We start from the raw sequence: 15,114 nt of genomic DNA on the forward strand, positions 1-15,114 counted from the left end.
ACTTGGCCTCTTGACAAGATGCTGGTGGAGGGAAGTGGAGTACCGTGGAGGCACGTGGGGAGAGCGGGTGGCATCTCGCTCGCGGGGTGGCTCAGCAGTGCTCGGGCAGCCCCGCCGCGTGGGGGGTCCACGGATCCGGGACGAGCAGGAGGGGAGTGAGGTGTCGTATGAACCGACAGGCGCCTACGGCTCCTTCGCGCCCTTCCTCGGGACGTACACGCCGCGCCTGGACGACAAGGGCCGGCTCATCCTCCCGGCGAAGTTCCGGCCGCAGCTGGCCGGGGGCCTCGTCATGACACGCGGGCAGGAGCGCTGCCTGTTCGTGCTGCCGATGGACGAGTTCCGCCGGATGCACGACCAGCTGCGGACCGCACCGGTCACGAGCAAGCAGGCGCGTGACTACCTGCGGGTGTTCCTGTCCGGGGCCAGCGACGAGCTGCCCGACAAGCAGGGCCGCATCTCCATCCCGCCGATGCTCCGCACCTACGCGGGGCTCGACCGGGACGTCGCCGTCATCGGCACCGGTACCCGGGTCGAGATCTGGGATCTCGCAGCCTGGGAGACCTACTTGTCCGAGCAGGAGGCGGGTTACGCCGACACGACCGAGGAGGTCTTCCCGAACGGCCCGTTCTGAGCCGTCGGCCGGCCCCCGGGCCACCGCGTCGCCCCCGCACCCTTCCGCACCGCCGTCACCGGCACCGCCGTGGACGGCACGGCCCGTCCACCCCGTCGTCCTCACCCGTCCGTCGAGACCTCCTCCCGTCCTCTCTGACGCCACTTCCCCGGCGCCAGAGGGTCGGTGGGGGATCTGGCCGGGCGGTGGAGGGATCGTCCGGCCATCTCCATGTCCCACCAGCACCACCAGTCACACGGGCACCAGCAGTCACGTCAGCAGCACTGTCAGAGCGAGGAGGGGCGATGAGCGAGCAGACCGGCGCCGGTGCGTCGTCGCGGCACACGCCCGTCCTCCTGCAGCGCTGCCTCGACCTGCTCGCCCCCGCCCTCGCGGCCCCGGGCGCCGTCATGGTCGACTCCACGCTCGGCATGGGCGGGCACACCGAGGGCGTGCTGCGCGCGTTCGACCACGTCCGGGTCGTCGGCATCGACCGCGACCCGCAGGCGCTGGCGCTCGCGAGCGAGCGGCTCGCGCCGTTCGGTGAGCGGTTCACGCCGGTGCACGCGGTGTACGACGAGATCCGTGAGGTGCTCGACCGGCTCGGCATCCCCGAGGTGCAGGGCGTCCTCATGGACCTCGGCGTCTCCTCGCTGCAGCTCGACGAGGCGGAACGCGGGTTCGCCTACGCGCAGGACGCCCCCCTCGACATGCGCATGGACCCGACCACGGGCCCGACCGCGGCCGACGTGCTCAACACGTACGACGAGCGGGACATCGCGCGCGTGCTGCGGGTGTACGGCGAGGAGCGGTTCGCGGCCCGCATCGCGCGCGGCGTCGTCCGGCGCCGGCAGCAGGCGCCCCTGACGCGGACGTCCGAGCTCGTCGACATCGTGCGCGCCGGCGTGCCGGCCGCGACCCGCCGCACCGGCGGCCACCCGGCCAAGCGGACGTTCCAGGCGCTGCGCATCGAGGTGAACGGCGAGCTCGCCGCCCTCGAGCGGGCGGTGCCGGCGTCGGTGGAGGCGCTCGCGGTCGGCGGTCGGATCGTCGTCGAGTCGTACCAGTCGCTCGAGGACCGGATCGTCAAGCGCGCGCTCGCGGCGGGAGCCACGTCGAGCGCCCCGCCCGACCTGCCGGTCGAGCCCGCGACCCACACGCCCTACCTGCGCCTGCTCACCCGGGGAGCGGAGGAGGCCGACGCCGACGAGCTCGCCCGCAACCCCCGCTCCCAGTCCGTCCGCCTGCGCGCCGCCGAGCGACTGCGCCCCACCCCCGACCACCTGCGCACCCCGAGGAGAGCCGCATGAGCGCCCAGCCCCTGGCCGCCGCCCGCACCGGTGCCGCGCGTGCGTACCCGCTGCCCGCTCGCCCCGCGGCCGCGCCGCCGCCGCGCCTGCGGGTCGTCCGGGCACCGGCCCAGGCCCGCTCGCGCGTGCCGTTCGTCCTCGCGTGCATGGCCGTGCTCGGCGGTGCGCTGCTCGCGGCGCTGCTGCTGAACACCCAGATGGCGTCGCTGGCGTTCGAGCGCTACGAGCTCTCGAACGAGCTCGGCCGACTGCGGCAGGACCGGATGGACCTGGTCGCCCAGCTCGACGCGCGGTCCTCGCCGACGCAGCTGGCCGAGGCCGCACGTGCTCGCGGCATGGTGGAGGCAAACGGCACCGGCTGGCTGCGGCTCGCGGACGGCAGCGTCCAGGGGGCCCCGGCACCCGCCGACGGATGAGCCCGCGCGCGACCGGCCCGGCGACGCCGGGCGTCCGGCCCGCCCGGCGCCAGCCGGCGGTGCGCGTCGACCCGCGCGTCGCGACCGCCCGTCCGGGCACCCGTGGCACGGTGGGCCGCGTGGACGAGCGCGCCGGCACGGTGCCGCGCCGACGGCCCGGCCAGGAGCCGACCGCCCGACGTGCGGCGACGCCCGCACGCCCGGCCGCCGCCGTCCCGCCCGCGCGCGGGGGCGGCGGGCGCCCGCCCGTGCGGGGTGGTGGCCGTCCGCCGGCACCGGCCGTGCCGCCGACCGTCGTGGCGTCGCGCCCGCGCATGCTGACGCTGGTCGTCGTGCTCGCCCTGGTCCTGGTGACGTTCGCGGGGAGGCTGGTGCACGTGCAGGTCCTCGCCGGCCCCGAGCTGGCGCAGGAGGCACGGGAGAACCGGATGACGACCGCCTCGGTCATCGGGGCACGCGGGGAGGTGACCGACGCCAACGGCGTCGTCCTCGCGACGTCGGTCGAGCGGTACGACATCTCCGTCAACCAGCAGCGGATCGCGCGCTACCAGGCGCGCGGGTCGACGGTCGGGCTGGACGGCGCCGCCGGCGTCGCGGCCCGGCTGGCGCCGCTGCTGGACATGAACGCCGCGGAGCTCGGCGGCAAGCTCGTCGGCGACCGGCCCTTCGTCTACGTCAAGAAGAACGTGCTGCCGGAGGTGGCGCGGGAGATCCGTGCGCTGCGGATCGACGGCGTCAACGTCGACAAGGTCCCGGACCGGGTCTATCCCAAGGGCACGGTCGCGGGGAACATCGTCGGATTCGTCAACTCCGAGGGCGTCGGGCTGCAGGGTCTGGAGTCCTCGCTGGACGAGAAGCTCCGGGGGGTCAAGGGCACCGAGCGCTTCGAGCGCGGCAAGGGCGGTCAGCCGATCCCCGGGGGTGCGAGCGAGCAGACCCCTGCGCGCGACGGCAGCTCGGTGCGCCTGACGCTCGACTCCGACCTGCAGTGGAAGGCCGAGGAGGAGCTGCGCAAGCAGGTGGCCGCGATGGGCGCGACCGGCGGCACGGTCGTCGTCATGCGACCGACGGGGGAGGTGCTCGCGCTGGCGGAGTCCACCGCGTTCGACCCGAACGACCCGGGCGCCCTCGGCACCGGCTCGCTGACCCGCAGCGTCTCCGACGTGTTCGAGCCCGGGTCGACCGGGAAGGTCGTGACGATGGCCGCTGCGCTCGAGGAGGGGCTCGTCGGCCCCACCGACCGCTTCACCGTCGCCGACCGGCTGACGACGCCCAACGGCCAGACCTTCAAGGACTCGCACGACCACCCCGTGCAGCAGCTCACCGCGACGGGCGTCTTCGCGGAGTCGTCCAACACCGGCACGATCCAGATCGGCGAGCGGCTGTCGCTGGAGCAGCGCCACCGGTACCTGTCGCTGTTCGGGTTCGGCAGCCGCACGGGCATCGAGATCCCGGGCGAGTCCGGGGGCATCCTGCACCCGTACGACGAGTGGGACGGCCGCTCGCAGTACGCCGTGCTGTTCGGTCAGGCGGTGTCCGTGAACGCCCTGCAGGCCGCGAGCGTCTTCGCGACCATCGCCAACGGGGGTGTCCGCGTGGCGCCGCACCTGGTGGCGGGGTGGACCGACCCCGACGGGGCGTACGCGCCGCGCCCGGCGCCCGAGGGGACCCGGGTGGTCTCCGAGCAGACGGCGGGCACCGTGCTGTCGATGATGGAGAGCGTCGTCGACGACGGGACCGGCGGCAACGCCGCGATCCCCGGGTACCGGGTCGCGGGCAAGACCGGCACGGCGCAGAAGTTCGCGCCCGCGGGCATCACGGCGTCGTTCATCGGCGTCGCGCCTGCGGACGACCCGCAGGTCGTCACGGCGGTCATCCTGCACGACCCCAGCGCCTCGATCTTCGGCGGCACGGCGGCCGCACCGGTCTTCTCGACCGTCACGTCGTACGCCCTGCAGCAGCTGGGGGTCGCACCCTCCGGGACGCCCGCGTCGCTGTTCCCGGCGACGTGGGAGTGAGTCGGCGGGGTAGATTTCTCCCCATGACGTCCCCCCTGGGCCGGCTGCGCCCCGAGCACCCGCCGGTCCGCAGGGTCGACGACCTCGCCGCCGCGTTCGGCCTGCGGGTCGACGGCCCCGCGGAGGGTGTGACGGCCACCGGTGTGACCATGTCCAGCGCCGACGTCGAGCCGGGGGACCTGTTCGTCGCGGTGCCCGGCCTGCGCGTCCACGGGGCACGGTTCGCCGCCGAGGCGGTCGCGCGCGGCGCGGTGGCGGTGCTCACCGACACCGAGGGCGCCGAGCTCGTCCCCGCGGGTGTGCCCGTCCTGCTCACCGACGACCCCCGCGCCGTGGCCGGGCCGGTCGCGGCCTGGGTCCTCGACGACCCGGCGTCGCGGCTCGTGACGGTGGGCGTCACCGGGACGAACGGCAAGACCACCACCACCTACTTCGTCGACGCGGCGCTGCGCGCCCGGCACGCCGTGACGGCCGTGCTCGGCACCGTCGAGCTGCGGATCGGCGACGACGCCGTCGAGAGCCCTCGCACCACCGTCGAGGCACCCGTCCTGCAGTCGCTGCTGGCGCTGGCCCACGAGCGGGGCGCGACCGCGCTGACCACCGAGGTCTCGTCGCACGCGCTCGCGCTGGGACGCGTGGGCGGCGTGCAGTTCGACGTCGTCGGCTTCACCAACCTGCAGCGCGACCACCTGGACTTCCACGGCGACATGGAGGGGTACTTCCGCGACAAGTCGCGGCTGTTCGCCCCCGGCCAGGCCCGCCGCGGGGTCGTCGTCATCGACGACGAGTGGGGCCGGCGGCTCGCGCAGGAGTCCCCGATCCCCGTCGAGACCGTGAGCACGCGCGTCGGCGCACCGCAGGCGGCACAGGCCGACTGGGCGGTCGTCGAGGCCGACGTCGGCCTGGACGGCGTCGGCTCACGCTTCGTCCTGCGCGGCCCCGACGGCGCCCGCCACGAGGCGCACAGCCCGCTGCCGGGCCTGGTCAACGTCTCGAACGCCGCGCTCGCCGTGGTGGTCGCGCACGCCGCGGGCGTACCCGTCGACGCGGCGGCCGAGGCCGTGGGGCGCGCGCACGCGATCCCGGGCCGCATGGAGCGGGTGGTCGAGCGCGGCGACGGCTGGCCGCTGTGCCTGGTCGACTACGCCCACACGCCGGACGCGCTCGAGCTCGCGCTCGAGGCGGTGCGGCCCATCACGCCCGGCCGGCTCGTGCTCGTGTACGGCTCGGACGGCGACCGTGACCGCGGCAAGCGCCCGATCATGGGGCAGGTCGGCGCCCGGCTGGCCGACGTGCTGGTCGTCACCGACGAGAACCCGCGCTCGGAGGACCCCGCGTCCATCCGGGCCGCCATCCTCGAGGGCGTGCGCGACGTGCGCCCCGACCTGGCCGACGTGCACGAGGCCACGAGCCGTGCGCAGGCCATCCGCGAGGCCCTTCGTCTGGCAGGACCGGACGACACCGTGATCGTCACGGGCAAGGGCCACGAACCGACCCAGGAGATCGCCGGGGTGTTCCACCGCTACAACGACCGAGACGTGTTCCTCGCCGCCCGCGCCGAGCGCCGGGAGCAGCACGCGTGATCGCCCTCACAGCGGCCGAGATCGCGGCCGCCACGCACGGCAGCCTGGCCGACGTCGCCCCCGAGCACGTGGTGGCCGGCCCCGTCGTCACCGACTCGCGGGAGGTGCTGCCCGGCGGGCTGTTCGTCGCGTTGCCCGGCGAGCACGTCGACGGCCACGACTTCGCCCCCGCGGCCGTGGCGGCCGGCGCCTCGCTCGTCCTGGCCGCGCGCCCGCTGCCGGGGCTGCCGTGCGTCGTGGTGCCCGACGTGGAGCGCGCGCTGGGCGACCTGGCACGCGACGTGCTGGTGCGGCTGCGGGACGCGGCCGCGCAGCCCGGCGGGTCCGGCCTGCGCGTCATCGGGATCACCGGCTCGGTCGGCAAGACGACGACCAAGGACGTGCTCGCGCAGGTGTGCGGCGCGGCCGGCCCCACGGTCGCCCCCGTGCGCTCGTTCAACAACGAGATCGGGCTGCCGCTGACGGTGCTGCGCGCCGACGAGCAGACCCGGTTCCTCGTGCTCGAGATGGGCGCGAGCGGCCCCGGTCACCTCACGTACCTCACGGACATCGCCCCGCCGGACGTCGCCGTGGTGCTGGTCGTCGGGCAGGCCCACCTGGGCGGCTTCGGCGGCGGCATCGACGGGGTCGCACGCGCCAAGGCGGAGATCGTCGCGGGGCTGGTGCCGGCCGGGACCGCGGTGCTCAACGCCGACGACCCGCGGGTGCGCGCCATGGCGGCCGTGGCCCCCGGACCGGTCGTGCTGTTCGGGGCGTCCCCCGACGCGCGGGTCCAGGCGCAGGACGTGCGCCTCGACGCGCTGGGCCGAGCGCGGTTCCGGCTCGTGCACGTCGAGGGCGACGTCCGCGAGGAGCGTCCCGTGGAGCTGCGGCTCGTCGGCGAGCACCACGTGCACAACGCGCTCGCCGCGGCCGCGGCGGCGCTGACGGCCGGCATCGCGCTCGACGACGTCGTGGCCGGCCTGTCCGCCGCCGACGCCCTGTCGCCGCACCGCATGCACGTCGTGGACCGCCCGGACGGCGTCACCGTCGTGGACGACTCCTACAACGCCAACCCCGACTCGATGCGGGCCGCGCTCAAGGCGCTGGCGGTCATCGCCGGGCGGCAGCGGCGCTCGGTCGCCGTGCTGGGCGAGATGCTCGAGCTCGGCGAGGAGTCCCGCACCGCGCACGACGCGATCGGGCGGCTCGTGGTGCGGCTCAACATCGGCCTGACGGTGGTCGTCGGCGACGGGGCGCGCGCCATCCGCGACGGCGCCAACCACGAGGGCTCGTGGGGCGACGAGGTCGTCCTGGCCGACGACGTCGACGCCGCCGCCGCGTTCCTGGCCGACGAGCTGCGCCCGGGTGACGTGGTGCTCGTGAAGTCCTCGTTCGGCGCCGGTCTGTGGCGCCTGGGCGACCGGCTCGTGGGGGCCGACGCATGAGGGCCGTCCTCATCTCCGGCGGCATCTCGATGCTCGTCGCGCTGCTCGGCACCCCGCTGTTCATCCGCTTCCTGGTCAAGCGGCAGTACGGGCAGTTCATCCGGCAGGACGGCCCGACCGCGCACTTCACCAAGCGCGGCACGCCGACGATGGGCGGCGTCGTCATCATCGGCGCGACGCTCGTCGGCTGGGGGCTCGGCCTGCTGCTCACGGGCACGACGCCCAGCGCGTCGGCCCTGCTGGCGCTGTTCCTCATGACCGGCCTGGGGGTCGTCGGGTTCCTCGACGACTTCATCAAGATCTCGCGGCAGCGTTCCCTCGGACTGAGCCCGCTGTGGAAGATCGTCGGCCAGGGCGTCGTCGGTGTCGTGTTCTCGGTGCTGGCGCTGCAGTTCCCCAACGAGCAGTTCCGCACCCCGGCGTCGACCCGGATCTCGTTCATCCGCGACACAGGGCTGGACCTGGCGTTCGCCGGTGCGACCGTCGGCCTGGTCCTGTTCGTCATCTGGGCGAACTTCCTCATCACCGCCTGGTCCAACGCCGTGAACCTCACCGACGGTCTCGACGGGCTCGCGACCGGTGTCTCGCTCATCGTCTTCGGGGCGTACGTGCTGGTCGGGGTCTGGCAGTTCAACCAGACGTGCCAGAAGCTGCTGTCCGCGGGGCCACGCTGCTACGAGACGCGCGACCCCCTGGACCTGGCGGTCGTGGCCGCGGCCATCACCGGTGCCCTGTTCGGCTTCCTGTGGTGGAACGCGAGCCCCGCGAAGATCTTCATGGGGGACACCGGGTCGCTCGCGCTGGGCGGGGCGCTGGCGGCGCTGACGATCCTCACGCGCACCGAGATCCTCGGGGCGATCATCGGCGGTCTGTTCGTCCTCATCGTGCTCTCGGACGTCATCCAGATCGGCTTCTTCAAGATGACCGGCAGACGCGTCTTCAAGATGGCACCGCTGCACCACCACTTCGAGCTGTCGGGGTGGGGCGAGGTGACGATCGTCATCCGGTTCTGGATCATCGCCGGCCTGTTCGTCGCGCTTGGGGTCGGCATCTTCTACGCGGAGTGGGTGGCGCAGTAGGTGGACGCACGCTTCGACGGTCGTACGGTGCTCGTCGCCGGCCTGGGCGTCTCCGGGCGCGCCGCGGCGCAGGTCCTGAGGGACCGTGGCGCGCGGGTGGTGACGTTCGACGAGCACGCCCCCGAGGCCGATGCCGCGGACGTGGCCGGGCTCGTCGCCGAGGGCCTGCGCGGGGCCGACCTCGTCGTGACCTCCCCGGGTCTGCCCCCGACCCACCCGGTCCTCGCCGCGGCGGGGGAGCGCGGGGTTCCGGTGTGGAGCGAGGTCGAGCTCGCGTGGCAGGTCCGCGTGCCGCGCGACGGCGGCGACGGGCAGCCCGCCCCCTGGCTCGCGGTCACGGGGACCAACGGCAAGACGACGACCGTCGGCATGCTCGAGTCGATCCTGCGTGCGGCGGGGCGGCGCACCGTCGCCGTGGGCAACGTGGGCACGCCCGTGGTGCTGGCGGCCGTGGACCCGGCGCTGGACGTGCTGGCGGTCGAGCTGTCGAGCTTCCAGCTGCACCACACGCACTCGATGTCCGCGCAGGCGGCGGCCGTGCTCAACGTCGCGCCCGACCACCTCGACTGGCACGGCTCGCTGGCCGCGTACGCCGCGGACAAGGGGCGCATCTACGAGCGGGCGCAGGTCGCGTGCGTGTACGACGCGACGGACCCGGTCACCGAGGACCTCGTCCGCGAGGCCGACGTGGTCGACGGGTGCGTCGCCGTCGGGTTCACGCTCGGGATGCCCGGCGTCGGGCAGCTCGGACTCGTCGAGGACGTGCTGGTGGACCGGGGCTTCGCGCGGCTGCGCCACACGCACGCCGCCGAGCTCGGCACGCTCGCCGACCTCGCGCAGCTCGCGGGTCCGGCCGGGGTGGTCCCGCCCCACGTGGTGCGCAACGCGCTCGCGGCCGCCGCGCTGGCGCTCGCCCACGGTGTCGACCCCGTGCACGTCCGCGACGGGCTGCGCGGCTTCGCCCCCGGGGCGCACCGCATCGTGACCGTCGGCCGCGTCGACGACGTGGCGTACGTGGACGACTCCAAGGCGACCAACGCGCACGCCGCCGCCGCCTCCCTCGCCGCCTTCGAGCCCGGGTCGGTCGTGTGGATCGCTGGCGGGCTGGCCAAGGGCGCGCAGTTCGACGACCTCGTCCGCACCCGGCGCGACCGGCTGCGCGGGGTCGTCCTGCTCGGGGTGGACCGTGCGCCGCTGCGCGAGGCCCTCGCCCGACACGCACCGGATGTCCCGGTGATCGAGCTGGACGCCGGTGACACTGAGCCGGTGATGACGCGCGCCGTGCACAGCGCGCGCCGGCTGGCGGCCGGCGCGCCCGAGGGCGTGCCCGTCACGGTCCTGCTCGCCCCCGCGTGCGCGTCGATGGACCAGTTCACGTCCTACGCCGCCCGCGGCGACGCGTTCGCGGCGGCCGTGCGGTCGCTGCACGGTGAGGTCGGGCAGGAGCGGCAGGCGGACGGTCGGCAGTGACCGCCGACGCGCCCCCGCGCCCCCGCACGGCTCCCACCCGCACGGTCACACCGCCCGGCGGTACGCCGGAGGTCCGTGAACCGTCCTTCCTGGGCACGTGGAACTCGGCCGTCACCAGCTACTACGTGCTGCTGGGCTCGACGTTCCTGCTGGTGGCGATCGGCCTGGTGATGGTGCTGTCGAGCTCGAGCGTCGAGTCGCTGGCGGCGGGGGACTCGCCGTACGCGGTCTTCCTCAACCAGGCGCGGTACGCGCTCATCGGGCTGCCGGTGCTGCTGCTGATGTCGCGGTTGCCGGTCCGTGTGGTGCGGGCGCTCGCGTGGCCCGCGCTCGGCGGCGCGATCGCCTTCCAGATGCTGGTGTTCACCCCGCTGGGCTGCGGCGAGGGCGGGAACCTCAACTGGGTGTGCCTGCCCGGGTTCTCGGCGCAGCCGTCGGAGGTCGTCAAGCTCGCGCTGGCGATCTGGCTCGGTGCGCTGCTCACGCGCAAGCTGCCCCTGCTGCACGAGTGGAAGCACGCCCTGGTGCCCGTCGTGCCGGTCGCGGGGATCGCGATCGGCGTCGTGCTGCTGGGCCACGACCTCGGCACGGCGATGGTGATGGTCCTGCTCGTCGCGGGCGCGATGTTCGTGGCCGGCGTGCCGCTGCGCATCTTCGGGTTCGCGGCGCTGCTGGCCGCGGGCGGCGTGGCGGCGCTCACCCTCGGCAGCCCGAACCGCATCAACCGGATCATGTCCTGGCTCTCGGACGAGTGCGACAAGACCAACGAGTGCTACCAGAGCCTGCACGCCGGTTACGGCCTGGCCACCGGCGGCGTCAGCGGCGTCGGCCTGGGGCAGAGCGCCGAGAAGTGGTCGTACCTGCCGGCGGCCCACAACGACTTCATCTACGCGATCCTGGGGGAGGAGCTCGGCCTCGTGGGCACCCTGCTCGTGCTCGGTCTGTTCGCGCTCCTCGCGTTCGCGATGGTGCGCATCATGCGCCGGCACCCCGACCCGTTCGTCAAGATCACGACGGCCGCCGTGTTCGCCTGGGTCGTCGGCCAGGCGGCGGTCAACATCGCCGTCGTCATCGGCCTCGCGCCCGTGATCGGCGTGCCGCTGCCGCTGGTCTCCGCCGGCGGGTCGGCGCTCATCATGACGATGGCCGCCCTGGGGCTCGTGCTGTCCTTCGCCCGTACCGAGCCGGGCGCCGCGGAGGCTCTCGCGGCCCGTGCCTCGGTCGTGCGCCGCTCTCTCGCCGTGATCGGACGTACCCGTGGCTGACGCGACCTCCGTCCTCCTGGCCGGCGGCGGGACCGCCGGCCACGTCAACCCGCTGCTGGCCGTGGCCGACGAGCTGCGTCGTCGCCACCCCCACGGACGGTTCGCCGTCCTCGGTACGGCCGAGGGCCTGGAGGCCCGGCTCGTGCCGGAGCACGGGTACGACCTGGCCGTGGTGCCGCGCGTCCCCCTGCCGCGCCGCCCCACCGTCGACTGGCTGCACCTGCCCGGCCGGCTGGGTGCCGCCGTGCGTGCGGCCGAGGACGCCATCGCGCAGATCGACGCCCAGGTGGTCGTCGGGTTCGGCGGGTACGTGGCCACGCCCGCGTACCTCGCTGCCCGGCGCCGCGGCATCCCCGTCGTCGTGCACGAGCAGAACGCGCGGCCCGGCCTGGCCAACCGCCTCGGCGCACGCTGGGCCGCCGCCGTCGCCGTCACCTTCGAGGGCACCGCGCTGCCCGGCGCGCAGGTCACCGGCCTGCCGCTGCGGACCGTGGTGCAGGACCTGCTCGCGGCGCGCGCGTCCGACGCCGCGGCCGCACGGCGCGCGGGCGCCGACGCGCTGGGGCTCGACCCCGACCTGCCGACCCTGCTGGTGACCGGCGGCTCCCTGGGGGCGCTGAGCATCAACCGCGCCGTCGCCGGGGCGGCGGGTGCGCTGCTCGCCACCGGTGCCCAGGTGCTGCACCTGACCGGGCGGGGCAAGGCCGACGAGGTCCGGGCGGCCACCGCCGCCGTGCCTGGTGCGGAGCGGTACCACGTCCTGGAGTACCTCACCGCGATGGACCGGGCGCTGGCCGTCGCGGACGTCGTGGTCGGCCGGGCGGGCGCGGGGACGGTCTGCGAGCTGGCCGCGCTCGGGATCCCGGCCGTCTACGTCCCCCTGCCGATCGGCAACGGCGAGCAGCGCCTCAACGCGGCCGGCGTGGTCGCGGCCGGCGGCGGCGTGCTCGTCGAGGACGGCGACCTGACGCCGGCCTGGGTCAGCGAGCACCTCCCGGTCCTGCTGGCCGGCGACACCGGGGCCGAGACCCGGGCACGCATGGGTGCGGCCGCCGCGCGGGTGGGCGTCCGGGACGGCGCCGCGCGCGTCGCGCGGCTCGTCGAGCAGCAGCTGCCCGCCCACCTGCGGACCGCCACCCCGCAGCACCGCACGCCCCCGGCGCACGCACCGGCCGTGGCCGACCCGGGTGAGCGCGGGCCGGTGGCGCTGGCCGACCTCGGCCGCGTGCACCTCGTCGGCATCGGCGGCGCCGGGATGTCCGCGGTCGCACCGCTGCTCGCCGCGCGCGGGCTCGCCGTCAGCGGGTCCGACGCCCACGACGGCCCGGCGCTGGCCGGGCTGCGGGCCGCCGGTGTGACGGTGCACGTCGGTCACGACGCGGCGCACGTCGACGACGTCGACACCGTCGTCGTCTCGTCCGCCGTCCGCGCGTCCAACCCGGAGGTCGCCCGCGCCCGGGAGCGGGGCCTGCCGGTGCTGCACCGCTCGGAGGCGCTTGCCGCGCTCATGGCCGACCGCGACGCCGTGGCCGTCGCCGGAGCGCACGGCAAGACCACGACCTCGGGGATGATCGCCGCGGCCCTCGTGCACGCCGGCGCCGACCCCTCGTTCGCGATCGGCGGCGTGGTCCGCGCGACCGGGGGCACGCTCGGCGGCGCCCGGCACGGGGCCGGGCCCTTCGTCGCCGAGGCCGACGAGTCCGACGGCTCCTTCCTGGCGTACGAGCCGCTGGTCGCGGTCGTCACCAACGTCGAGCCGGACCACCTCGACCACTACGGCACGCGCGAGCGGTTCGAGGCGGCGTTCGAGCGCTTCGCGGACCGGGTCCGCGACGGTGGGCTGCTGGTCGCCTGCGCGGACGACCCGGGCGCGGCGCGTCTCGTCGCCGCGACGCGTGCCCGGCTGGCCGCGCGAGGGGTCGCGGTGCGCACCTACGGCACCGGCCCGGACGCCGAGGTGCGCGTCTCGCCCAGCGAGCGGAGCACCGACGGGCGGTGGCGGGTCACGCTGACGCCCCGCGACGAGCCCGCCGTGACGCTCCACCTGCAGGTCGCCGGCGCCCACAACGCGCTCGACGCGGCGGCGGCGTGGTGCGCGCTGCGGCGCCTCGGTGTCGACGCGCAGCAGGCTGCCGACGGGCTCGACGACTTCGTCGGGACGGGGCGGCGGTTCGAGGACCGCGGCACGGCCGGCGGGGTGCGGGTGGTCGACGACTACGCGCACCACCCCACCGAGGTCGCCGCCGTCCTGCGGGCCGCCCGTGAGGTGGCCGACGGCGGTCGCGTGGTCGTGCTGTTCCAGCCGCACCTGTTCTCGCGGACGCGGACGTTCGCGCGGGAGTTCGGCGAGGCGTTCGACCTCGCGGACGCGGTCGTCGTGACGGACGTGTACGCCGCGCGCGAGGACCCGGACCCCACCGTCACGGGAGCCCTGGTGGTCGAGCACGTGCCGACGCCGGGCAAGGCCGTGTTCGTGCCGGGACGGGTCGATGCCGCCCGGGCGGTCGCCGCGCTCGCGCGGCCCGGTGACCTGCTGCTGACCGTCGGCGCCGGGGACGTGACGGAGCTCGTGCCCGTCGTGCTCGCCGAGCTCGCCGAGCGCGCTCCGGACGAGGGCACCGCGGTGGACAGCGGCACCCACGCGGACGGCACCCACGCGGACGGCGCGGCGGAGCCCCGGGACGGTGCGCGGCCGTGAGCCCGCAGCGTCCACCGGCACCGCGCCCGGGACGCCCGTCGCCCACCGCACGTCCCGCCGCCCCGCGTCGGACCGCGGGTCGCCGCGCGGCCCGGGGGGACGACCCCGCGCCGCGCAGCGCGCCGACGGGTCCGGTCCCCGCACCGCCCGCTCCCTCGACGCCCACCCCCTCGACGCCCACCCCCTCGACGCCCGTCCCCTCGACGCCCGTCCGCCCGATCTCGTCGATGCGCGTGCCGTCCCCCCGCGCCGCGTCGCGACCGGGTCGCGACGATCCCGATGCCACGGCGGACCGCTCGGAGGCACCGGGACCCACGGTGCGAGGTCCCGGTACGCGGCCGACCGCCGCGACGTCGCGCGTCCGTCGGGCGCCGGGTGCGCCGACGGCGCCGGCGACCGACCCGGTCACCGGGTCGACGCGTGCGGTGACCACGTACACCGTCGGCCGGTTCAGCGGGCCGGTGCGGCCCGCGGTCGTGTCGACCACGTCGCGCGAGCGGTTCGCCGAGCGGGCGCGTGCCCGGCGCAACCTCGCCCGGCGCCAGGTGGTCGGGGGAGCGGCCGGCGTCGTCGGCGTCGGCGCGCTCGGCTGGCTGCTGCTGCTCTCGCCGGTGCTCGCGCTCGACGTGACGCAGCTCGAGGTCACCGGCGCCGGAACCGTCGTGGCGGTGGACCAGGTGGTCGCGGTCGTCCACGAGCGTGCCGGCACGCCGCTGCCGCGGCTCGACACCGTCGGGCTGCGGGACCGGGTCCTGGAGGTGCCGGGTGTCCGGGAGGCGCGCGTCGTGCGGCAGTGGCCCCGCGGGCTGGCCGTGCAGCTCGTGTCGCGCGAGCCGGTCGCGGCGGTGCCGGAGGAGGCGCCGGCGACGGGCCTCGTGCTGCTCGACGAGCAGGGCGTGCAGGTGGGGCGCGCCGACGCGGCGCCCGCCGGTCTGCCCGTCGTCGACGTCCCGGTCGGTGACGAGCGCACGCTGTCGGCGGTGCTGCACGTCCTGGAGCAGCTGCCGCCCGACCTGCTGGGGCAGGTCGCCTCGGTCGCCGCGGCGAGCCAGGACACGGTCACCATGCAGCTGCGCGACGGCGGCCCCCGGATCGACTGGGGGAGCGCGGAGCAGACCCCCTTGAAGCTCGCCGTGCTGGCCGCGCTGCGTGCCGCGCCCGAGGCGGCGGGCGCGTCCGTCTTCGACGTCTCGGCGCCCCAGATGCCCATCACCAAGTGAGCGGGCGGCGTCCAG

At 75.5% G+C, this 15,114-nt stretch carries 11 protein-coding genes; all 11 read left to right on the top strand.

Annotated features, from left to right (window positions below; all coding sequences use genetic code 11):
- The first annotated feature begins 160 nt into the window (after positions 1–160).
- The 11 genes from mraZ to KG103_RS08040 all read left to right on the top strand — a co-directional run bounded on the left by mraZ (position 161) and on the right by KG103_RS08040 (position 15,099).
- Entirely contained in the window at positions 161–634 is a 474-nt protein-coding gene (mraZ, locus tag KG103_RS07990) for a division/cell wall cluster transcriptional repressor MraZ (protein WP_089802192.1), read from the top strand.
- A gap of 284 nt (positions 635–918) precedes the next feature.
- Complete coding sequence (gene rsmH / locus KG103_RS07995) at positions 919–1,923, top strand: 16S rRNA (cytosine(1402)-N(4))-methyltransferase RsmH (RefSeq protein WP_207341337.1); 1,005 nt, start codon at positions 919–921, stop codon at positions 1,921–1,923.
- Complete coding sequence (locus tag KG103_RS08000) at positions 1,920–2,339, top strand: hypothetical protein (RefSeq protein ID WP_207341336.1); 420 nt, start codon at positions 1,920–1,922, stop codon at positions 2,337–2,339. Before rsmH ends, KG103_RS08000 begins: the two co-directional genes overlap by 4 nt.
- Entirely contained in the window at positions 2,336–4,357 is a 2,022-nt protein-coding gene (locus tag KG103_RS08005; RefSeq protein ID WP_207341335.1) for a peptidoglycan D,D-transpeptidase FtsI family protein, read from the top strand. Before KG103_RS08000 ends, KG103_RS08005 begins: the two co-directional genes overlap by 4 nt.
- 23 nt (positions 4,358–4,380) lie before the next feature.
- Positions 4,381–5,940 carry a UDP-N-acetylmuramoyl-L-alanyl-D-glutamate--2,6-diaminopimelate ligase gene (locus KG103_RS08010; RefSeq protein ID WP_207341334.1) on the top strand — a complete coding sequence of 520 codons (1,560 nt, stop codon included), beginning with the start codon at positions 4,381–4,383 and terminating at the stop codon, positions 5,938–5,940.
- Positions 5,937–7,367: a UDP-N-acetylmuramoyl-tripeptide--D-alanyl-D-alanine ligase gene (locus KG103_RS08015; RefSeq protein ID WP_207341333.1), complete on the top strand. Its 1,431-nt coding sequence runs from the start codon at positions 5,937–5,939 to the stop codon at positions 7,365–7,367. The genes KG103_RS08010 and KG103_RS08015 overlap by 4 nt, the downstream gene beginning before the upstream one ends.
- Positions 7,364–8,446, top strand: a complete 1,083-nt coding sequence (gene mraY, locus KG103_RS08020; protein ID WP_089801950.1) for a phospho-N-acetylmuramoyl-pentapeptide-transferase — start codon at positions 7,364–7,366, stop codon at positions 8,444–8,446. Before KG103_RS08015 ends, mraY begins: the two co-directional genes overlap by 4 nt.
- Positions 8,447–9,916, top strand: a complete 1,470-nt coding sequence (gene murD / locus KG103_RS08025) for a UDP-N-acetylmuramoyl-L-alanine--D-glutamate ligase (RefSeq protein WP_207341332.1) — start codon at positions 8,447–8,449, stop codon at positions 9,914–9,916.
- Positions 9,913–11,181, top strand: a complete 1,269-nt coding sequence (gene ftsW / locus KG103_RS08030) for a putative lipid II flippase FtsW (protein ID WP_207341331.1) — start codon at positions 9,913–9,915, stop codon at positions 11,179–11,181. The genes murD and ftsW overlap by 4 nt, the downstream gene beginning before the upstream one ends.
- The gene (gene murC, locus KG103_RS19120; RefSeq protein ID WP_207341330.1) at positions 11,174–13,879 is read left to right on the top strand and encodes a UDP-N-acetylmuramate--L-alanine ligase; all 2,706 of its coding nucleotides are present in this window, start codon (positions 11,174–11,176) and stop codon (positions 13,877–13,879) included. Before ftsW ends, murC begins: the two co-directional genes overlap by 8 nt.
- 425 nt (positions 13,880–14,304) lie before the next feature.
- Positions 14,305–15,099, top strand: coding sequence for a cell division protein FtsQ/DivIB (locus KG103_RS08040; protein WP_249670852.1), 795 nt, complete (start codon positions 14,305–14,307; stop codon positions 15,097–15,099).
- Positions 15,100–15,114: the final 15 nt, after the last annotated feature.

Source organism: Cellulomonas wangleii (assembly GCF_018388445.1).
Classification (GTDB): Bacteria; Actinomycetota; Actinomycetes; order Actinomycetales; family Cellulomonadaceae; genus Cellulomonas; species Cellulomonas wangleii.